A 19,294-nucleotide genomic window follows, 5' to 3' on the forward strand; every position below is an offset into this window, starting at 1 on the left:
CGACCGCGGCGCCGCTCCGGGCCGGGCCCGTCACCCCGTCCGGCCGGCGCCGCCCTCAGGCATGGCAGGCCACCGGTACGCCCCCGTTCATCACCGTCATGTCCCGCAGCACCGCCGCGATGTCCAGCGGCGCCCCGGCCGGCTCGCCCTCCTGCTCCGAGTACGCCCGGTGCAGGTTCGCCACCAGTCGCTCGCTCTCCCGCCAGGCCGCGAACTCGCCCAGGTCCGCGCCCCGGGCCGTCTCCAGCGGGCTCCGGCCCTTCGCCCGGCCCTCCCGGGCCAGCTCGTCCACGTACCGGAGATAGCGTTCCGTGGCCTCGTACGCCGACGGGTCCGTCAGCGGACCGTGCCCGGGTACGACGGTCTCGGCGTCCAGCGAGCGCAGCAGCTCCAGCGCCCGCAACGACCCCTCCAGCGAGCCCATGGCCAGGAACGGGGTGCCCTCGGCGAAGACCAGGTCCCCGGTGAAGACGACCCGCTGCCGCGGCAGCCACACCACCGAGTCCCCGGTGGTGTGCGCGACGCCGGGGTGGATCACCCGGACCTCGGTCCCGCCCACGTACAGGGTCATCCGGTCGCTGTAGGTGAGGGTCGGCGGTGTGATCTCGACGGCGCCGAAGTCGGTCGTGGGCCAGATCATCTCCAGCTGGTGCCCGGCGGCGAGCTGCTCGGCGCGCGCGTTGTCGTGGCCGAGGACGAGCGCCTCGGGGGTGAACACCCCGTTGCCGTAGGTGTGGTCGCCGTGGTGGTGGGTGTTCACCACGGTGCGCGGCAGCGGGGCCCCGGCCGCCGTGACCGCATCGCGCAGCGCCAGTGCCCGGCGCTCGGTGGCGGCGGTGTCCACGAGCAGGGTCTGGCCCCCGTCCGAGACGAAGCCCGCGTTGTTCAGGCACCAGCCGCCGTCCGGCTGGATGTAGGCGTGCACGCCGGCCGCCGGCCGGACGAGGTAGGGCTTGTCGGCGGTCATCTGCGCTCTCCCCGGGTCGCGTTGTCAGGCGCATGCATCCTGTCAGCCGCAGCACGGCCCGGGGAGAGGGGGGTCTGAGGGGCCTGGCGGGTGGTCAGTGGTCGTCGTAGTGGCCCTGGTGCTCGGCGTGCCGGTGGCCGCCGTGCAGGTAGTCCAGGTGGTCCCCGTGCGGGACGGCCTCGTGGCCGCAGTCGCTGCCGTGCGCGTGCTCGTGGCCCTCGTGGGTGACGTGCCCGCCGGGTTCGCACTCGTCCCAGTGCCCCTCGTGCTGCCGGTGCAGATGGCCGTCGTGCGCGTAGTCGACGTGGTCCCCGTGGGCGACCTCGGTGTGCCCGCAGCCGGGACCGTGAGCGTGCTCGTGCGTGGGGTGTTCCTGGTGCATGGTGGTCATGGTTCCGAGGCTAGTGAGGTCGTGGCGATATCGCCCGTTTTGCCGCGCCGTCACGGGTGTGCACGGCTCAGATGATCACCGCGAGCGCGAACACCGCCAGTGCCACGGTGCACAGCGTGGCCGCCAGGGCCGCGCGCGGGGCGAGTCCGGCCGGCCGCACCGTCGCCAGCTCCCGGATCCGCCGATGGGCCAGCCCCGTGAAGACCAGCCACACCAGCGCGGTGACGGCCGTCCCGGTGATCTCCACGGCCGACCCGGTGCCGCGCAGCGCCTGCCGCATCGCGAGCACGGCGGTGACCGTGCAGGTCAGCGTCGTACGCCGCCACGCCAGCCGGGTGCGTTCGGGCTGGAGCCCGGGATCGCGCCCCTCGGCGGCCCCGCCCGCACGAGCGGCCCCGCCCGCACCGGCGGCCCTGCCGACGCCGCTCACGGGCTCTTCGTCCAGCCCATCAGCACCACCAAGATCATCGCCACCGCGACCAGCCCCACCCCCAGGCTGAGCAGCACCGGGAACCGCGACACCGGCAGGTCCTCGCCGCGCCGCATCGCCCGCTCGCACCGCACCCAGTGGTTCACCGCGCGCAACGCACACGCCATGCCCACCAGCAGCAGGGCCACCGCCATCCCGATCCGGACGCCCCACCGCAGGTCCGGCAGGAACTGGTCCACCGCGAACCCGCCGCCCACCAGGGCCAGCGCGGTCCGGATCCAGGCCAGGAAGGTACGTTCATTGGCCAGCGAGAACCGGTAGTCGGGCGTCTCGCCCTCGTCCCGGACCCGCTGCGGCGCGAACCAGAGGCGCGCGTCTTTGACGAAGTCGATCACACGGGCAATCTACGCACGGCTGCGGAACTCCCGCAGCCGCCGGTAGGCCTCCAGCCCGTCCGGCACCCAGGGCCAGCCGCCCTCCTCGACGCGCCGGTCCAGCTCCTCCTCCGGCAGGAAGGTGTGCCAGGCCACCTCGGACACCTGAGGTTGCACGGCCGCCGCCGGGCACCGCACCTCGTGCACGTACGACCACCAGGCCCCGCCCGGCCCCTCGTACAGGAACTTGAACAGCGGCTCCGGACTCGGCAGCCCGGCCACGCCCAGCTCCTCCCCGGCCTCCCGCAGGGCGGCCTCCGCGTAGCCCTCGCCGGTACCCAGCACCCCGCCCACGAACATGTCGTAGTGGGACGGGAAGACGAGCTTCGAGCCGGTCCGGCGGTGGACGAACACCCGGCCCCGCTCGTCCCGGGCCAGGACGAACACACAGCGGTGGATCAGACCCTCCGCATAGACCTCGGCCCGTCGGGCCTGCCCGACCACCCGGTCCTCGCGGTCCACCACGTCCAGTACCTCATCCGATGCACTCACGGATTCATCCAAGCAGGACTGTTGACGGGTTACCGCCGCGTAGCCAGGATCTGCGCATGACGTACGACGCAGACGTGATCGTGATCGGGGCCGGTCTCGCGGGTCTGGTGGCCACCGCCGAGCTCGTCGACGCGGGACGCAAGGTCATCCTGCTCGACCAGGAGCCCGAGCAGTCCCTCGGCGGGCAGGCCCACTGGTCCTTCGGCGGGCTGTTCTTCGTGGATTCCCCCGAACAGCGCCGGCTGCGGATCAAGGACAGCCCGGAGCTGGCCCTGCAGGACTGGCTGGGCACGGCCGGCTTCGACCGTCCGGAGGACGCCTGGCCCCGCCGTTGGGCCGAGGCGTACGTCGACTTCGCGGCGGGGGAGAAGCGGTCCTGGCTGCACGGGCAGGGGGTGCGGTTCTTCCCGGTGGTCGGCTGGGCCGAGCGCGGCGGCTATGACGCCACCGGGCACGGCAACTCCGTCCCCCGCTTCCACATCACCTGGGGCACCGGACCGGGCCTGGTCGAACCCTTCGAGCGGCGGGTCCGGGCCGGAGTGGCCCGGGGCCTGGTCCAGCTGCGGTTCCGGCACCGGGTGACCGGACTGGACCGTACGGCGGGCGTGGTGGACACCGTCACCGGGGAGGTGCTGGCGCCCTCGGAGGCCGTACGGGGAACCGCCAGCAGCCGCGAGGCCACCGGCGCGTTCTCGCTGCGCGCGCAGGCGGTGATCGTGACCTCCGGCGGTATCGGCGGCAACCACGAGCTGGTCCGGTCCCAGTGGCCGGACCGGCTCGGCACCCCGCCGGCCCGGATGCTGTCCGGGGTCCCGGCCCATGTGGACGGGCTGATGCTGGGCATCACCGAGCGGGCGGGCGCCAGCCACATCAACAAGGACCGGATGTGGCACTACACCGAGGGCATCGAGAACTGGGACCCGATCTGGGCCCGGCACGGCATCCGCATCCTCCCCGGCCCGTCCTCCCTCTGGCTGGATGCCACCGGCCGGCGCCTCCCGGTGCCGCTCTTCCCGGGCTTCGACACCCTGGGCACCCTCGACCACATCATGAAGACCGGCTACGACCACACCTGGTTCGTGCTCAACCAGCGCATCATCGGCAAGGAATTCGGCCTCTCCGGCTCCGAGCAGAACCCGGATCTCACCGGCAAGTCCGTACGGGACGTCATCGACCGGGCCCGGCAGGCGGTCCCCGGCCCGGTCCAGGCGTTCATGGACCGCGGCGCGGACTTCATCGTGGAGCGCGAACTGCCGGCCCTGGTGCGCCGGATGAACGAGCTGACGAAGGAGGACCTGATCGACGAGACGGCCCTGCGGCGTGAAATCACCGCCCGGGACCGGGAGATCGCCAACCCGTTCACCAAGGACCTCCAGGTGACGGCCATCCACGGGGCCCGCAGGTACCTCGGCGACCGGCTGATCCGGACCGCTGCACCGCACCGGATCCTCGACCCTAAGGCGGGCCCGCTGATCGCGGTCCGGCTCTCCATCCTCACCCGCAAGTCCCTCGGCGGCCTGGAGACCGACCTGTCCTCGCAGGTGCTGACCCCGGCGGGTGATCCGCTGCCGGGCGTCTACGCGGCCGGCGAGGCGGCGGGCTTCGGCGGCGGCGGGGTCCACGGCTACCGCGCCCTGGAGGGCACGTTCCTGGGCGGCTGCATCTTCTCCGGCCGCGCGGCAGGCCGCGCAGCAGCCGCAGCCACGGCCTGACACGCCCGGGCGTCGGACGGGGCCGGGGCGTCGCCCGGCGGGTGGGGCGGGCCCCGGCCCCGCCCCGGTCAGCCGGCGGCGCCGGCCCGCACCACGCGGAACCGCTCCAGCACCACCCGCGTGTCGTCGTCCACGGCATACGCAGGGTCCCCCAGCGCCGCCCGCGACTCCGCCCCGTGCCAGAAGTCCTCGTGCGAGGCACGCCATTCGGCCACGGACGCGTATCCCTCGCCCTCATCCTGCGCGTGTGTCAGGTCGACCTCCGCCAGCCGGACCACCCGCACCCGAGTGATCTCCAGGACGGCCACCGGACGCTCCGCCGAGTCCACCAGCGCGTACCGTTCCCCGGCCGCCGGCAGTGGCTCCCGCTCGGCCTCGTACCCGGCCAACAGCCCGGTGGTCGTGGTCTTCCGGCCGGTCAGGACCGCTTCGACGAGCTGATCGCGCAACGGTCCGGGAAAGCCCAGCAAGTAGGGCGGAAGATCTTCATTCGAGGTCATGGAGCCCACCGTAATCCGCCCCGCAGCCCGGCCCGCCACCATCGCGCGCTCACCCCGCGAACCCGCACAACCAACCCAACTTACCCACGAATCGCACCAGTTGAAACGCGCCACCCGCAAGTCCGGACCTTGACGCGGAGCTGTGCCTACCGCTTTGCTGTGCGTGATCATTCAACATGACGTCCGGCACCGCAGTCCGACCGAAGCTCGCGTCCTGGAGGGAAATCCGCGGATGTCCCCGCCTCCGCCGCCCCTCGGCCGCTCCCGCAAGCGGGACGCCCAGCTCTTCGACCCGGCCCTCTGCGATGCCGAACTCGTCGACGTCCGCGCCCGGTTCACCCAGGGCCGGTGGTCCAGCGTCCGCGCCCTGCTCGCCGCCACCGGTGACGACTGGGACCGCCGCGGCCACCGCCTGGTCGTCCTCGCCCAGACCCCCGCCGCCGGAGCCTGGGCCGGTGAGTGGCTGCTCGCCGAACCCGACAGCGCCGACGCCCTCACCCTGCACGCCTGCGCGGCCGTCTTCGCCGCGCTGCGCCGCAAGGGCACCCCCGAGGCCGCCGACGAGGCCTGCCGCCGCGCCGCCGCCCTGCTCCCCGCCGACCCCACCCCCTGGCTCGGCCTCCTCATGCTCAGCCGCGCCTTCGGCAACGAGGAAGAGTTCAGCCGGCACTTCGACCAGGTCCGGGCCCGCCACCGCGAGCACCACCACGCCCACCACCTGATGGTCGCCCGGCTCGCCGAACGCACCCCCGGAACCGGCCACGACCCGCTCCACGAGGTCTACGACTTCGCCGCCTGGGCCGCCGAGGAGGCCCCGGCCGACTCCCCGCTCGCCGTCCTCCCGGTCATCGCCCACGCCGAGCGGTACCGGGTGCTCGCCACCCAGCACGGCCACACCTTCGACAACGCCGCCCAGCACTGGTCCGGCCGGCGCGCCCGCCAGGTCCTGCGCGCCGCCTTCGACTGGTGGCTGGAATGGGAACGCGAGGACCACCCCCGCAACCGGGTCGACCTCAACTTCCTCGCACACGCCAAGCTCTGCGAAGGCCGCCCCGCAGAGGCCGCCGCCCTCTTCCACCGGATCGGCCGGCACGCCACGCACGCCCCCTGGTCCTACCCCGACCTGGACCCCCACAAGGCCTTCCTCGCCGCGCGCAGTGCCGCGCTCGGCTCCGCCTGAACCTCTTGCCCCCGGAAAGGACGACCCGCCATGGCGACGGGCAGTTCCAGCACGCTCCACCCCGCGGCCGAGATCCGCACGTACAAGGGCCAGGACCGGGCCCTGCGCGCGGACCGCCTCGGCACCGCCGGCCTGTTGCTCTCCGTCCTCGCCGCCAGCGCCCCCCTCCTGGTGGTGGCCGGTGTGATGCCCACCACCTTCGGCCTCATGGGCATCGCGGGCCAGCCCCTGCTGTTCGTCATCCTCGGTATCGTCCTCGCCCTCTTCGGCATCGGCTACGCCGAGATGAGCCGGCACGTCCACAACGCCGGCGCCCTCTACGCGTACATAGCCCGCGGCCTCGGACCCACCGCCGGGGTCGGCGCCTCCCTGGTCGCCCTGGTCGCCTACAGCGCCATGCAGGTCGCCGTCTACGGCATCCTCGGCTTCGAGATCTCCGGCCTGTTCGCCACCTACCTGGAGATCGAAGTCGCCTGGTGGATCCCCGCCCTGTTCGCCGTCGCCGCCACCGGCGCCCTCGGCTGGCTCAAGATCGACCTGAACGCCAAGGTGCTCGGCGTCCTCCTCCTGATCGAGTGCGGCCTCGTCCTGGTCTTCGACATCGCCGCCCTCGCCGAACCCGGCAGGGAGGGCCTCTCCCTGCACGCCTTCAACCCGGAGACCCTCAGCGGAGCCGGCCTCGGCACCGCGCTCTGCTTCTGCATCGCCGCCTTCGTCGGCTTCGAGCAGTCCCCGGTCTATGCCGAGGAGACCAGCAAGCCGCACATCGTCGTCTCCCGGGTGATGTTCCTCGCCATCGGCTTCGTCGCCCTCTTCTTCGCCTTCAGCGCCTGGGCGATCACCGTCGCCACCGGCCCCTCGGCGGTCGTCGGGACCTCCGCCGAGCACGGCTCCGGCCTCCTCTTCTTCCTCACCGAGGCCCGGCTCGGCAGCACCTTCACCGACGTCCTGCACGTGCTCTTCGTCACCGGCATGTTCGCGGCCATGCTCAGCTTCCACAACGTGGTCGCCCGCTACGCCTTCGCCATGGGCCGCGAGGGCCTGCTGCCGGGCGCCTTCGGCCGTACCAACTCCGGCACCGGCGCCCCCGCCACCGGCTCCCTCCTCCAGACCGGCGTGGCCACCCTCGTCGTCCTCGCCTTCGCCCTCACCGACGACAAGCCGGCCGGCGACCCCACCGCACCCGTACTGCACCTCTTCACCTGGATGGGCAGCGTCGGCGCCCTCGGTGTGACCCTGCTCATGGCCGCCGCCTCGTTCGCCGTGATCGCCTTCTTCGTCCGCCGCGGCACCGCCGGCGCCCAGATCTGGCGGCTCACCGCCGCCGGCACCGCAGGCGTCGCCCTGCTCGGCATCGCCGGATACACCGTCAAGGACTTCGGCGTCCTGGTCGGCGCCGCCGAGGGCTCCGCGCTCGGCTGGGTGCTGCCCGGAATCATCGGCGCCGCCGTGGTCATCGGCCTCGGCTACGGCCTGGTCCTGCGCGCCAGGCGCCCCGAGACCCACGCCCGGATCGGCCTCGGGAACGAGGCCTTCCGCCTCGACCAGGCGGCCGAGGCCACGCGCCGCGACTGACCTCCACGCAGGCCTCACTCCCAGCCTTACCGACGCCCCCGGCACCCTTTTCTAAGGGTTCCGGGGGCGTTCGCATTCGAAGGTGGACCGAAGCCCGGTTTTGGCACCCACAGCCATGCGTGGTCTCCTGGGGCGACCAATAGCCAGAAACGAACCGGAAGGCGGCACAGGGGACACCACCCAGCTCCCCTGCGCCCACCCCCCAGCCTGCCTGTCCCACCCACGAAGGCGAAGTCGTACATGAGTGACCGCACCCTGACGAAGGCCTCGCCGGCCTCCCCCACAGCCCCGGACCCGTCGAGCTCCCGGCATGTCGACGCCGGCGACGAGGGCTACAGCAAGGACCTCAAGTCCCGCCACATCAACATGATCGCGATCGGCGGGGCGATAGGCACCGGCCTGTTCCTCGGCGCGGGCGGCCGGCTGGCCGATGCCGGACCGTCGCTGGCGATCGCGTACGCGGTGTGCGGAATCTTCGCGTTCTTCGTCGTCCGGGCCCTGGGTGAGCTGGTCCTCTACCGTCCGTCCTCCGGCGCCTTCGTCTCCTACGCGCGCGAGTTCATGGGCGAGAAGGGCGCCTACACGGCCGGCTGGCTCTACTTCCTGAACTGGTCCACCACCACTGTGGCCGACATCACGGCAGCCGCGGTCTTCGCCCAGTACTGGTCCGCGTTCAGCGACATCCCGCAGTGGATCCTCGCGCTGATCGCCCTGACCATCGTGCTCACCGCCAACCTGATCTCGGTGAAGTACTTCGGCGAGATGGAGTTCTGGTTCTCCATCGTCAAGGTCGGCGCCCTGACCCTCTTCATGCTGATCGGCATCTACCTGGTGGCCACCAGCCACAAGGTCGGCGACCACACCCCGGGCCTGTCCACCATCACGGACAACGGCGGCATCTTCCCGGCCGGCATGCTGCCCATGCTCCTGGTGATCCAGGGCGTGGTCTTCGCCTACGCCTCCGTCGAGCTGTGCGGCGTCGCGGCCGGCGAGACCGAGAACCCCGAGAAGATCATGCCGAAGGCGATCAACTCGATCATGTGGCGGGTCGGCATCTTCTACGTCGGCTCGGTCGTCCTGCTCGCCCTGCTCCTCCCGTACTCCGCGTACGGCGCCAAGCAGAGCCCCTTCGTCACGGTCTTCGAGCACCTCGGCATCCCGGGCGCGGCCGGGATCATGAACCTGGTGGTGCTGACCGCCGCCCTCTCCTCGCTCAACTCGGGCCTCTACTCCACCGGTCGCATCCTGCGGTCCATGGCGATGACCGGCTCCGCGCCGAAGTTCACCGCCCGGATGAACAAGGGCAAGGTCCCCTACGGCGGCGTCCTCTTCACCGCCGCCTTCGGTATCGCGGGCGTGGTCCTGAACAAGTTCATGCCCGGCGAGGCCTTCGAGATCGTCCTCAACCTCGCCTCCCTCGGCATCCTGGGGACCTGGGGCATGGTCATGATCTGTTCGCTGTACTTCTGGCGCCGGTCCAAGGCCGGCCTGGTCGAGCGGCCCTCCTACCGGCTGCCCTGGGCCCCGTACACCCAGATCGTGACCCTGGGCTTCCTGGTCACCGTCCTGGTGCTGATGTTCTGCGACGGCGGCGTCGGCCGCTGGACGGTCAGCCTGGTCCCGGTGATCGCCGCGGCCCTGGTCATCGGCTGGTTCTGCATCCGCAAGCGGGTGGCCCGCATCGCCGCCGCCCGCGGCTGACGCACCCGGACCGGTCCCGCCCGAGAGGGCCCCGCTGCCCGGGGCCCTCTCGGGCGGCACGGCTGTTCGGCCCCGGCAACGCCCCGACAACGCCCCGACAACGAAGAAGGACCCCGCCGAAGCGGGGTCCTTCTCTTCTGTGTCCGAGGGGGGACTTGAACCCCCACGCCCGATAAAGGGCACTAGCACCTCAAGCTAGCGCGTCTGCCATTCCGCCACCCGGACAAGGTGTCTGTCTCGCGTCCCTCGCGGGCCGTTCCGACGAAGAGAACATTACCAGGGATTCGGAGTGCCCCGATCACCTGCCGGTCGGCGGGGAACCCCCTTGGGGACCGGCAGCCGGAGCGGGAGGATGTGGGAGGTACATCCGATCAGTGGGAGGAAGCAGCGTGAGCGAGTCGAGCGCGGGCAGGACCGTCTCCGGCGAGGACGAGGTAGTCGACCTCTGCCGGGACCTCATCCGGATCGACACCAGCAACTACGGCGACCACTCCGGCCCCGGCGAACGCAAGGCTGCCGAATGGGTGGCCGAGAAGCTCGCCGAGGTGGGCCTGGAGCCGCAGATCTTCGAGTCGCACAAGGGTCGCGCCTCGACGGTGGCCCGGATCGAAGGCGAGGACCCCTCCCGCCCGGCCCTGCTGATCCACGGGCACACGGACGTGGTTCCGGCCAATGCGGCCGACTGGACGTACGACCCCTTCGCGGGTGAGATCGCCGACGGCTGCGTGTGGGGCCGGGGCGCGGTCGACATGAAGGACATGGACGCGATGACCCTGGCGGTCGTACGCGACCGGCTGCGCAGCGGACGCAAGCCGCCCCGCGACATCGTGCTGGCCTTCCTCGCCGACGAGGAGGCCGGCGGCATCTACGGGGCCCGCCATCTGGTCGACAAGCACCCCGGTCTCTTCGAGGGCGTGACGGAGGCCATCGGCGAGGTCGGCGGCTTCTCCTTCACCGTCAACGAGAACCTGCGGCTGTATCTGATCGAGACCGCCCAGAAGGGCATGCACTGGATGCGGCTCACCGTGGACGGCACGGCCGGCCACGGCTCCATGACCAACAACGACAACGCGATCACCGAGTTGTGCGAGGCGGTGGGCCGGCTGGGCCGCCACCAGTTCCCGGTGCGGGTCACCAAGACCGTACGGTCCTTCCTGGACGAGCTCTCGGACGCGCTCGGCACCCCGCTGGACCCGGAGGACATGGACGCCACCCTGGCGAAGCTGGGCGGCATCGCGAAGATCATCGGGGCCACCCTGCGGAACACGGCCCAGCCGACCATGCTGGGGGCCGGCTACAAGGTCAACGTCATTCCGGGCCAGGCGGTGGCCCATGTGGACGGCCGCTTCCTGCCCGGTTACGAGGACGAGTTCCTCGCCGACCTCGACCGCATCCTGGGCCCGCGGGTCAAGCGCGAGGACGTACACGGGGACCGGGCGCTGGAGACGGACTTCGACGGGCGTCTGGTCGACGCCATGCAGGGCGCCCTGAAGGCCGAGGACCCCATCGCGCGGGCGGTCCCGTACATGCTGTCGGGCGGCACCGACGCCAAGTCCTTCGACGACCTCGGCATCCGCTGCTTCGGCTTCGCGCCGCTCCAGCTGCCGCCCGAGCTGGACTTCGCCGGGATGTTCCACGGGGTGGACGAGCGGGTGCCGGTGGACGGTCTGAAGTTCGGGGTCCGGGTGCTCGACCGGTTCATCGACAACTGCTGAAACGACCCTCAACGCCGGGGAATCGGGAAGGTGTGCGCATCTCACTGAGAAGAGTGAATGGGCTCATACGCTCGTAGCCCCGGTGGGAACTCCTCGTTACAGGTGGTGCGGTCCGCGGCTGGGACCGCATTGCCTACTAGGAGGAATGATGATCAAGAAGGTTGTCGCTGCTGCGGCTGCCACCGGTGGCCTGGTTCTCGCGGGTGCGGGCATGGCCGTCGCCGACGCCGGCGCGCAGGGTGCCGCTGTCGGCTCCCCCGGCGTCCTGTCCGGCAACGTCGTCCAGGTCCCGATCCACATCCCGGTGAACGTGTGCGGCAACACGGTCAACGTGATCGGCCTGCTGAACCCGGCCTTCGGCAACGTCTGCGTCAACAACTGAGCCTGAGCCTGAGGCTTAGTGACGTCGGAAGTACCGGGCCCCGGGGCGCATTCCAGCGCTCCGGGGCCGCTGGGTTTCATCTCAAGGAACAGCAGGGGGACGAGTGCAAAAGCGACATGCGGCCACGCCCGCGACGACGGCCGCGAGCGCGAAGAGGACGCTGATCACCGTGGCGGCTGCGGGCGGGATGCTCGCGCTGGGCGGGGGGTACGCGCAGGCGGACGCCGGCGCGACCGGCCGGGCCGCCAACTCCCCGGGCGTCCTGTCGGGGAACAACGTGCAGGCGCCCGTGCATGTGCCGCTGAACGCGTGTGGCAACACCGTGACGGTGGTGGGCGGCCTGAACCCGGCGTTCGGCAACCACTGCGCGAACGTCTCGGCGAAGCCGAAGCCGAAGCCAAAGCCGAAGCCAAGGCCGGGCCACCCTGGGCACCCGGGCCATCCTGGGCACCCGGGCGGTCCCGGCGGACCGGACGAGCCGTGCGAGCCCGGCCATCCGGGCCATCCCGGTGGGCCGGGGAACCCTGGTGGGCCGGGGAACCCTGGTGGTCCGGGGAATCCGGGTGGTCCGGGGAATCCTGGTGGTCCGGGCAACCCCGGTGGTCCGGGCAACCCCGGTGGTCCGGGCAACCCCGGTGGTCCGGGCAACCCCGGTGGTCCGGGGAACCCTGGTGGTCCCGGGAACCCGGGCGGGCCTGGGAATCCGGGTGGGCCGGGCAACCCCGGCGGGCCTGGGAATCCGGGTGGTCCGGGGAATCCGGGTGGTCCGGGGAACCCCGGTGGTCCCGGGAACCCCGGTAACCCCGGCAACCCGGGTGGTCCCGGCACTCCGGGTAACCCCGGGAACCCTGGTGGGCCCGGCACTCCGGGGAACCCGGAGGGGCCCGGTAACGGGGGCAATCCGGGTGGTCCGGCCACTCCTGGCACGCCAGGGAACCCCGGCGGGCCGGGTGGTCCCGGTGGGCCCGGGGCTCACGGGGGCGAGGGCGGCGGGCTTGCCGAGACCGGGGCCGGCGGTGCGCTCAGTGCCGGGGTGCCGCTCGCCGGCGGGCTGCTGCTGGCCGGAGCCGTGCTCTACCGGCGCGCCCGCACCTCCGCCTAGCGGCGCGGGCGACGTCACACGACGCGGGTCCCGGACGACGATCCGGGGCCCGCGTCACCACGTGGCGCGGACCTGACGGATGATCCGGCGCCGCAACCGCACTCTGCGGCTGCCGTCCCGGAGCAGCGTCAGCCGGTCCAATTCCCAGTGTCCGTACTCTGCGTGGTCGGTCAGTAGCCGCGTCGCATCCTTGCGGGAGACACCTCGCGGCACGTACACGTCGACAAATTCGTATTCCGGCATCGCATCTATTGTGCGGGCAGCGGCCCGGTACGGATAGCGTCTGCACTATGTCTGATGCCGCTCTGCCCACCGTTGCCGAGGTACGCGCCGCCGCCGAGGCGGTCAAAGCTGCGTTGGACCGTCACCTCGCGGCGGTCGAGCGCAGGTCAGGGGACGAAGATCCGGAGGTCTACGTCGCGTTCAACGAACTCGCCGCTGCGGCCGAGGAGTACGACGAGCTGCTCTACGAACGCTACGACGAGGTCACCCCGTTCGAAATCCCGGCCACCGAGGACGGGGTCCCGTACGGCGGTCCGGCCGAGCCGACCGCCTTCAGCGTGCTGATCCGCCGCGACTACGCCGTGGCCGAGCCGCAGCGGCTGGTCGCCCAGGCGGAACGGGTCGCCGCACACGACAGAGACGCCGATCTCGTCGAGGGCGCCGGGACGGCGGGCGCACTCGGCGTGCTCTTCGGGGAGTACGAGCCGGACGAGATCGCCTCCCGCTACAAGGAGTTCGGGCTGGAGGAGGGCGACTCCACACTGTGGATCACGGCCGGCGGGGTGGTTCCCGAGCCCGGCGAGTGGCTCGCCGCGCCCTTCGACCATGCCGATCCGGAGCACGTACTGCACCGCTTCGACGTCAGTTCCGTCTTCGACGACGAACTCGACGACGAGGACGACGCGGAACTCGAACCCCTCCGCTGACAGCCGCCGTTGGCGGGCCGGTGACCGGGGACCACTGCCGGTCACCGGCCCGCCGACGGGCGGCGCGCATCATTCCGCGGGCGCCGCCGAGGCGATCAGCGTGCGCAGCAGCCCGGTCAGCCGGGTGGTGCGCGGCTTCGGCAAGACCTCCGCCACCGCCTTCGGGAGCGCCTGGTCCACCCCGTGCACCACGGACAGGTGCCGTTCGGCCCTTCCGAAGGCCGTGTACACCCAGTCCCGGGACAGTGCGTCCGCCGCATCGCCCGGCAGCACCACGACCACGGCCGGCCAGCGGGCGCCCACCGCCTGGTGCGCGGTCACCGCCCAGCCGTGCCGGACCTCCGCCTCGACCCGGTCCTTCGGTACGGTGATCCGGCCGCCCGCGGGGCCGCAGTCCAGGTGGAGCCCCTCGGCGTCGGCCGAGTGCACCCGGCATGGCACGGCCCGGCCGGGGACGGGGACATGGACGACCCGGTCGTCCGGGTCGAAGCCGCCGAACCGGCCGGGGCCGGGGTTCAGGCGTTCCTTCAGGGCCGTGTTGAGGGCCCGGGTCCCGGACGGGCCGCCGTGCCCGGGGGTGATCACCTGGACGCCGTCGGGCTGGATGCCGAAGGCTCGGGGCACGGACTCGGCCACCAGCTGCACCGTCCGGTGCACGGCCTCGCCGGCGTCCCGCACCGGCACGATCACGACCTCCTTGCCCGGGGCGTCGACCTGGTTCAGCTCCCCGATGCCGATGCCCGAGACCAGCTCGCCGAGGGGGCCGGGGTCCGGCGTCCGGGAGACCGCTTGCGGGCAGGCGCGGGCGGCCAGGAGGTCCGCGAACACCCGGCCGGGGCCCGCCGATCCGAGCACCCCGGGGTCGCCGGACAGCACCAGCCGGGCGCCGTCCGGCACCGACTCGACCAGCGCGGCCCCGCTTTCCACGTCCAGCTGGGGCGCGTCCAGCACGATCAGCAGGTCCAGTTCCCACTGGCCGTCCGCGTCCCGGGCCGGGCCCTCGGTCCCGGCCAGGAGGTCGGCGACGGTCACCACCCCGGGCGCCGGGGTGCGGGCGGCTGCCCAGGTGGCCGCCCAGGCGCGGAGCCCGAGGCCATGGGCGGCGGCGAGCAGGGCGAGCGGTTCCGCGCGGGCCGCCTCGCCGCCGGTGTGGGCGACCAGGCCGTGCTGTGCCGCCGCGCGGATCAGCTCCGCTGCGGAGGGGCTGGGGGCTGCGGTGGCGGCTGCCTGCCAGGCGTCGGGCGAAGTTTCCGCCTCGCCGCCGGTGCCGAAGGTGTTGATCAGGCGGGCCAGGCCGTCCGCCAGGCTCTCCTCCGCCAGGGCGCAGCCCTCCAGGCCCACCAGGACCCGGACCGGCTGCTCCTCGCCCTCGCCTTCCGCGGGGGGTTCCCCGACCGGCTCCTGGAAGACCAGTACGGTCCCTTCGGCGATCGCCGGCTCCAGGGCGGCGGCCGGGTCGGGGACGGCGTACTGGGCCAGCGCGGACTGCAGGACCGGGGCGTCCAGCACGGTGTGGCCCTTGAGGGCGGCCTGTTCCAGCAGCCAGCCCACCAGGGCGGTGGTCCGGCGCTCGTCGCCGGGGCCGCACTCGGGGCCGAGCAGGGAACGGGCGAAGGCGTCCGCCTGGGAGGGACGGATGCCGGTGACGGCGAGCAGCTGCCAGGGGTCTTCGGCGAGCCGGTCGGCCGCGGTCTCGCCGAGCACCTCGGCGGCCCGGGCGGCGGCCGTTTCGGGGGCGCCGGCCCGGGCGAGCAGTGCGCGGACCGCGGCGATGGTTTCCGGGGCGGGGCCTGCGGGTGCGGGTGCGGGTGCCGGGGGAGGGGTGGTGGGGGTTGGGGTCGTCCGGCGCGGCACGGTCGGTGCGTCGTCGAAGTACCGGGGTGCGGGCTTCTCGCCGCTCTCCACGGCGCGGACGGCGGCCAGCAGGTCGGCGGCCTTGCCGCTGAGGGCGGCGCCGGCGTCGATCGGAGCGGACCGCTCCGCCTTGCGGCGGGCGATGCGGTCGCGCTCGATCTTCTGCGCGGCGAGCTCGGCTTCGGCTTCGGTGCGGGTGGGTGCCGGCTCGGCCTCGCTGCCTGCGGCGCCATCCCCCACCCCGCCCCTTCCCGAAACCAAGGGCTCCGCCCCCGCCCCCCATCCGGGACCTCCGCCCCGGCCCCGCCGTCGCGGGGCTGTGCCCCGGCCCCCGGCTCCTGGGGCTCCGCCCCCGGTTCCCCGTCGCGGGCCTCCGGCCCGGGCTCCCCGTGGTGGGCCTCCGGCCCGGGCTTGCCGTCGCGGGGCTGTGCCCCGCCCCCCGGCTCCTGGGGCTCCGCCCCCGGCTCCCCGTCCCGGGGCTCCGCCCCGGGCTGCGTTCCGGCCTTCGGCCGCTGGTCCTGGGGCTCCGCCCCCCGTTCCTCGTCGCGGGCCTCCGGCCCGGGCTCCCCGTGGTGGGCCTCCGGCCCACGCTGCCCGTCGCGGGGCTGGGCGCCGGCCTCCGCCCCGAGGCCCGCGTCGCCGGGCTGCGGCGTGGCCTCCGGCTGCTGGGGTTCCGTCCCGAGGGCCGCCCGGGCCGGGGGCTGGGCCCCGGGGGGTGGGGCGGTGGGGGTGGGGGACGGGTCCGTGGTCACAGTGTGCTCCAGTCCTGGTCGGGGTAGCGGTGCACCGGGGCCGAAACGTCGTCCAGTGCCTGGCGGATCTCCTCCGGAAGGGTAAGCGGCTCCGCTGACAAAGCCTCGCTGAGCTGCGTCGATGTCCGCGCGCCCACGATCGGCGCGGCCACCCCCGGCCGGTCCCGGACCCATGCCAGGGCCACCTGGAGCGGCGTCACGGCCAGCCCGTGCGCAGCCGTCGCCACCGCGTCCACGATCCCGCTCGCCGTATCGTCCAGGTACGGCTCGACAAAGGCCGCCAGCGTCTCCGAGGCGCCCCGGGAGTCCGCCGGCACCCCCGAGCGGTACTTGCCGGTGAGGACCCCCCGGCCCAGCGGGGAGGACGGCAGCAGCCCCACCCCCAGGTCCAGCGCGGCCGGCAGCACCTCGCGCTCCACGCCCCGCTGGAGCAGGGAGTACTCCATCTGCGTCGAGGCGAGCCGGGTCCGTACCCCCGGCGCCGCCAGCTGCCAGGTCGCCGCCTTGGCCAGCTGCCAGCCGCAGAAGCCCGCCAGCCCGGCGTACCGGGCCCGGCCGCTGCTCACCGCGAGGTCGAGCGCCTGGAGGGTCTCCTCCAGCGGGGTCCCCGGGTCGAACGCGTGGACCTGCCACAGGTCCACGTAATCCGTGCCCAGCCGGGCCAGCGAATCGTCCAGCGCCGCCAGCAGGTGCCCGCGCGAGGCGTCGATCCGGCGGTCGGGGTCCCGCACCGAGCCCGCCTTGGTGGCGATCACCAGGTCCTGGCGCGGGACCAGCCCGCCCACCAGCTGTCCCAGCAGGTACTCCGCCTCCCCGCCGCCATACGCGTCGGCGGTGTCGACGAGCGTGCCGCCCGCCTCCCAGAAGGTCTTCAACTGGTCGGCGGCGGCCTGGTCACCGGTGTCCCGTCCCCAGGTCAGCGTGCCGAGGCCGATCCGGGACACGCGCAGGCCGGTGCGGCCGAGATGCCTCTGCTCCATGAGCGCTGAGACTACTGGGGCACTGACGCGCGGCACTCCGGCGCGCTACAGTCCCCCGCAGACCAACGTTACTGATCGGTAAACCGGTAAGGGGACGACCTATGCGGCTCGGCATCAATCTCGGCTACTGGGGTGCGGGCATGGACGCCGACAACCTGGCCGTCGCCCGGGAGGCGGACCGCCTCGGCTACGACGTGTGCTGGGCCGCCGAGGCCTACGGCTCCGACGCGCCGACCGTACTGGCCTGGGTCGCCGCCCAGACCGAGCGGATCGACGTCGGGTCCGCGATCATGCAGATCCCGGCCCGCCAGCCCGCCATGACCGCGATGACGGCCGCCACCCTCGACTCGCTCTCCGGGGGGCGGTTCCGGCTCGGCCTCGGCGTCTCCGGCCCGCAGGTCTCGGAGGGCTGGTACGGCGTGAAGTTCGACAAGCCGCTGTCCCGCACCCGCGAGTACGTGGAGATCGTCCGCAAGGCGATGAGCCGCGAGCGGCTCACCCACGACGGCGAGCACTGGACCCTGCCGCTGCCCGGCGGCCCCGGCAAGCCGATCAAGCTGACGGTGCACCCGGAGCGCGAGCACATCCCGCTCTACATCGCCGCGATCGGCCCGAAGAACCTGGAGCAGACCGGCGAGATCGCCGACGGCGCCCTGCTGATCTTCCCGGCGGCGGAGCACCTGGAGGCCACCGCGCTCACCCACATCCGGGCGGGCCGCGCGAAGGCCGGGCTGACCATGGACGGCTTCGACGTCTGCCCGACCGTGCCGCTGGCCGTCGGCGAGGACGTGACCGGCCTGGCCGACATGTTCCGCCCGTACACCGCCCTGTACGTCGGTGGCATGGGCAGCCGGAAGCAGAACTTCTACAACCAGCTCGCCCAGCGCATGGGCTACGAGAAGGAAGCCGCCGAGATCCAGGACAAGTACCTGGCCGGCGACAAGCAGGGCGCCGCCGCCGCCGTCCCGCACTCGCTGATCGACTCCACCACCCTGCTCGGACCGGTGGAGCGGATCGCCGACGGGATGCGGGCCTACGCGGAGGCCGGGGTCACCACCCTCACCCTCGCCCCGGCCGGTTTCACTCTCGACGAGCGCCTCACCGCCCTGCGGGCCGGCACCGAGGCCATGGAGCGGGCCGGGCTGGCCTAGCCACTCGTCCGTCCGATCGATCCGATCGGGTCAGAAGCGCCGCGGCCGTGGTGGGGGCTCGGGGGTCTTCCCCGCCACGGCCGTCACCCCCATCAACGCGCGGCCCGCCCGCCGGGTTACGCCCCCGCCCGAACCCCTTCGGGTCCTTCGTTCGGCCGAGTAGTGCGACGTATCCGGTTGCCCGGTCGTCCGATCGGGATTTGAGTGAACCTCCAGGGGGTGTTCACGCCCGGAGGTGGACCGTGCTCTCAGCCCGCAGCCTGTTCCAGGAGATCGTCGACCATGACGACTCCTTCCAGCTGTTCTGCTCCATCGCCGCCAGCGGTGAGACCCAGGGCGGCTGGGAGAACGCCCGGATCGCCGCCCTGGTGCCGGACGGCATGCGCGCCATGGCCCCCAAGATCACCCGGCACGGCGCCGACGAGGACAAGCACGGCCGGATCTTCAACGCGCTGCTGCGCAAACGCGGGCTGCCGCCGGTCCCGGTACCGCCGGAGACGGACTACACCATGCTGCTGGAGCGGCGCGGCATCGGCCTCGCCCACTCCAAGCTGCGCGGCGACGAGCCGCTCACCGAGCAGGACGTCGTCGTCTACCTCGCGCACAGCCGGGTCACCGAGCAACGCGCCGCCGACCAGATGGAGATGCTGGTCAACCACTTCGGCGAGGACCCCGAGCTCGGCAGGGCCATCCGCATGATCAGCCACGACGAGGACAACCACCTCGCCTACTGCCACGAGGAATTGCTCCGGCTCGCCCGGCAGGGCCACGGCCGGACCATCCATCGGGTACTCCGGGAGAGCGCCCTCACCGAGATCGCCGTCTACCGGGACGTGAGCCTGGCCGTCATGGACCACATGGGCCGCATCCTGAACTGGCCGAGGCCGAAGGCCGCCGCCCTGGCCGCCGGCATCCGGGGCATGTACGCGTACGAACGGTTCAGCGGCTGGCACCGGATGGTCGGCCTGCGGATGCCGGAGCGGCTCGACGCGCTGGGCGGACCGGTCACCACCGCCCCCGAGTTCGCCTGAGAGCCCCGACCGGCCG

At 72.7% G+C, this 19,294-nt stretch carries 19 protein-coding genes and 1 tRNA gene; 10 read left to right on the top strand and 10 right to left on the bottom strand.

Translation table 11 applies throughout. The features are described from left to right. Positions 1–55 precede the first annotated feature (55 nt). From DEJ50_RS26700 to DEJ50_RS26720, 5 genes are all read right to left on the bottom strand, one after another. The gene (locus DEJ50_RS26700) at positions 56–967 is read right to left on the bottom strand and encodes an MBL fold metallo-hydrolase (RefSeq protein WP_150210636.1); all 912 of its coding nucleotides are present in this window, start codon (positions 965–967) and stop codon (positions 56–58) included. 94 nt (positions 968–1,061) lie between these two features. Then, positions 1,062–1,358, bottom strand: coding sequence for a hypothetical protein (locus tag DEJ50_RS26705; protein WP_150210637.1), 297 nt, complete (start codon positions 1,356–1,358; stop codon positions 1,062–1,064). Positions 1,359–1,425: 67 nt separating this feature from the next. Beyond that, entirely contained in the window at positions 1,426–1,788 is a 363-nt protein-coding gene (locus tag DEJ50_RS26710) for a DUF202 domain-containing protein (protein WP_150210638.1), read from the bottom strand. After that, the gene (locus DEJ50_RS26715; protein WP_150210639.1) at positions 1,785–2,183 is read right to left on the bottom strand and encodes a YidH family protein; all 399 of its coding nucleotides are present in this window, start codon (positions 2,181–2,183) and stop codon (positions 1,785–1,787) included. Before DEJ50_RS26715 ends, DEJ50_RS26710 begins: the two co-directional genes overlap by 4 nt. A gap of 9 nt (positions 2,184–2,192) precedes the next feature. Next, entirely contained in the window at positions 2,193–2,714 is a 522-nt protein-coding gene (locus DEJ50_RS26720; RefSeq protein ID WP_150210640.1) for an NUDIX hydrolase, read from the bottom strand. 56 nt (positions 2,715–2,770) lie between these two features. Here DEJ50_RS26720 and DEJ50_RS26725 point away from each other — a divergent pair, with 56 nt between their 5' ends. Further along, entirely contained in the window at positions 2,771–4,426 is a 1,656-nt protein-coding gene (locus DEJ50_RS26725) for an FAD-binding dehydrogenase (protein ID WP_150210641.1), read from the top strand. Between the two features lie 68 nt (positions 4,427–4,494). On the opposite strand, the gene DEJ50_RS26730 is transcribed toward DEJ50_RS26725, so the two are convergent. Continuing rightward, the gene (locus DEJ50_RS26730; RefSeq protein ID WP_150210642.1) at positions 4,495–4,926 is read right to left on the bottom strand and encodes an ASCH domain-containing protein; all 432 of its coding nucleotides are present in this window, start codon (positions 4,924–4,926) and stop codon (positions 4,495–4,497) included. 232 nt (positions 4,927–5,158) lie between these two features. Here DEJ50_RS26730 and DEJ50_RS26735 point away from each other — a divergent pair, with 232 nt between their 5' ends. The 3 genes from DEJ50_RS26735 to DEJ50_RS26745 all read left to right on the top strand — a co-directional run bounded on the left by DEJ50_RS26735 (position 5,159) and on the right by DEJ50_RS26745 (position 9,382). Continuing rightward, entirely contained in the window at positions 5,159–6,106 is a 948-nt protein-coding gene (locus DEJ50_RS26735) for a hypothetical protein (protein ID WP_150210643.1), read from the top strand. Between the two features lie 30 nt (positions 6,107–6,136). Then, entirely contained in the window at positions 6,137–7,681 is a 1,545-nt protein-coding gene (locus DEJ50_RS26740; RefSeq protein WP_150210644.1) for an APC family permease, read from the top strand. 240 nt (positions 7,682–7,921) lie between these two features. After that, positions 7,922–9,382, top strand: coding sequence for an amino acid permease (locus tag DEJ50_RS26745; protein WP_150210645.1), 1,461 nt, complete (start codon positions 7,922–7,924; stop codon positions 9,380–9,382). Positions 9,383–9,522: 140 nt separating this feature from the next. Here the strand turns inward: DEJ50_RS26745 and DEJ50_RS26750 are convergent. After that, a tRNA-Leu gene (locus tag DEJ50_RS26750) sits at positions 9,523–9,607 on the bottom strand. Between the two features lie 164 nt (positions 9,608–9,771). On the opposite strand from DEJ50_RS26750, the gene DEJ50_RS26755 reads away from it, so the two are divergent. From DEJ50_RS26755 to DEJ50_RS35450, 3 genes are all read left to right on the top strand, one after another. Next, the gene (locus tag DEJ50_RS26755; protein ID WP_150210646.1) at positions 9,772–11,097 is read left to right on the top strand and encodes a M20/M25/M40 family metallo-hydrolase; all 1,326 of its coding nucleotides are present in this window, start codon (positions 9,772–9,774) and stop codon (positions 11,095–11,097) included. A gap of 148 nt (positions 11,098–11,245) precedes the next feature. Then, positions 11,246–11,479, top strand: coding sequence for a chaplin ChpH (chpH, locus tag DEJ50_RS26760; protein WP_150212385.1), 234 nt, complete (start codon positions 11,246–11,248; stop codon positions 11,477–11,479). Between the two features lie 187 nt (positions 11,480–11,666). Beyond that, positions 11,667–12,581, top strand: a complete 915-nt coding sequence (locus tag DEJ50_RS35450) for a chaplin (RefSeq protein WP_223838173.1) — start codon at positions 11,667–11,669, stop codon at positions 12,579–12,581. A gap of 54 nt (positions 12,582–12,635) precedes the next feature. Here the strand turns inward: DEJ50_RS35450 and DEJ50_RS26775 are convergent, their stop codons facing one another. Next, entirely contained in the window at positions 12,636–12,824 is a 189-nt protein-coding gene (locus DEJ50_RS26775; RefSeq protein ID WP_150210648.1) for a DUF5703 family protein, read from the bottom strand. 47 nt (positions 12,825–12,871) lie between these two features. On the opposite strand from DEJ50_RS26775, the gene DEJ50_RS26780 reads away from it, so the two are divergent. After that, positions 12,872–13,510, top strand: coding sequence for a hypothetical protein (locus DEJ50_RS26780; protein ID WP_150210649.1), 639 nt, complete (start codon positions 12,872–12,874; stop codon positions 13,508–13,510). A 69-nt stretch (positions 13,511–13,579) separates the two neighbouring features. On the opposite strand, the gene DEJ50_RS26785 is transcribed toward DEJ50_RS26780, so the two are convergent. Then, a complete protein-coding gene (locus DEJ50_RS26785) occupies positions 13,580–15,604 on the bottom strand; it encodes a helix-hairpin-helix domain-containing protein (RefSeq protein ID WP_223837923.1) in 2,025 nt (674 codons plus the stop codon). Between the two features lie 508 nt (positions 15,605–16,112). After that, positions 16,113–17,096, bottom strand: a complete 984-nt coding sequence (locus tag DEJ50_RS26790; RefSeq protein WP_150210651.1) for an aldo/keto reductase — start codon at positions 17,094–17,096, stop codon at positions 16,113–16,115. Positions 17,097–17,197: 101 nt separating this feature from the next. Here DEJ50_RS26790 and DEJ50_RS26795 point away from each other — a divergent pair, with 101 nt between their 5' ends. Together DEJ50_RS26795 and DEJ50_RS26800 are read left to right on the top strand one after the other, a co-directional pair. Then, entirely contained in the window at positions 17,198–18,247 is a 1,050-nt protein-coding gene (locus tag DEJ50_RS26795) for an LLM class F420-dependent oxidoreductase (protein ID WP_150210652.1), read from the top strand. A 242-nt stretch (positions 18,248–18,489) separates the two neighbouring features. Beyond that, positions 18,490–19,278 carry a ferritin-like domain-containing protein gene (locus tag DEJ50_RS26800; protein ID WP_150210653.1) on the top strand — a complete coding sequence of 263 codons (789 nt, stop codon included), beginning with the start codon at positions 18,490–18,492 and terminating at the stop codon, positions 19,276–19,278. The last annotated feature ends 16 nt before the right edge of the window (positions 19,279–19,294 follow it).

Source organism: Streptomyces venezuelae, assembly GCF_008642295.1.
Lineage (GTDB): Bacteria > Actinomycetota > Actinomycetes > Streptomycetales > Streptomycetaceae > Streptomyces > Streptomyces venezuelae_C.

Coding starts and splice junctions, on each gene's coding strand:
- DEJ50_RS26700 (WP_150210636.1), bottom strand. CDS start 967: ATGACCGCCGACAAGCCCTACCTCGTCCGGCCGGCGGCCGGCGTGCAC.
- DEJ50_RS26705 (WP_150210637.1), bottom strand. CDS start 1,358: ATGACCACCATGCACCAGGAACACCCCACGCACGAGCACGCTCACGGT.
- DEJ50_RS26725 (WP_150210641.1), top strand. CDS start 2,771: ATGACGTACGACGCAGACGTGATCGTGATCGGGGCCGGTCTCGCGGGT.
- DEJ50_RS26730 (WP_150210642.1), bottom strand. CDS start 4,926: ATGACCTCGAATGAAGATCTTCCGCCCTACTTGCTGGGCTTTCCCGGA.
- DEJ50_RS26735 (WP_150210643.1), top strand. CDS start 5,159: ATGTCCCCGCCTCCGCCGCCCCTCGGCCGCTCCCGCAAGCGGGACGCC.
- DEJ50_RS26740 (WP_150210644.1), top strand. CDS start 6,137: ATGGCGACGGGCAGTTCCAGCACGCTCCACCCCGCGGCCGAGATCCGC.
- DEJ50_RS26745 (WP_150210645.1), top strand. CDS start 7,922: ATGAGTGACCGCACCCTGACGAAGGCCTCGCCGGCCTCCCCCACAGCC.
- chpH (WP_150212385.1), top strand. CDS start 11,246: ATGATCAAGAAGGTTGTCGCTGCTGCGGCTGCCACCGGTGGCCTGGTT.
- DEJ50_RS35450 (WP_223838173.1), top strand. CDS start 11,667: ATGCTCGCGCTGGGCGGGGGGTACGCGCAGGCGGACGCCGGCGCGACC.
- DEJ50_RS26775 (WP_150210648.1), bottom strand. CDS start 12,824: ATGCCGGAATACGAATTTGTCGACGTGTACGTGCCGCGAGGTGTCTCC.
- DEJ50_RS26780 (WP_150210649.1), top strand. CDS start 12,872: ATGTCTGATGCCGCTCTGCCCACCGTTGCCGAGGTACGCGCCGCCGCC.
- DEJ50_RS26790 (WP_150210651.1), bottom strand. CDS start 17,096: ATGGAGCAGAGGCATCTCGGCCGCACCGGCCTGCGCGTGTCCCGGATC.
- DEJ50_RS26795 (WP_150210652.1), top strand. CDS start 17,198: ATGCGGCTCGGCATCAATCTCGGCTACTGGGGTGCGGGCATGGACGCC.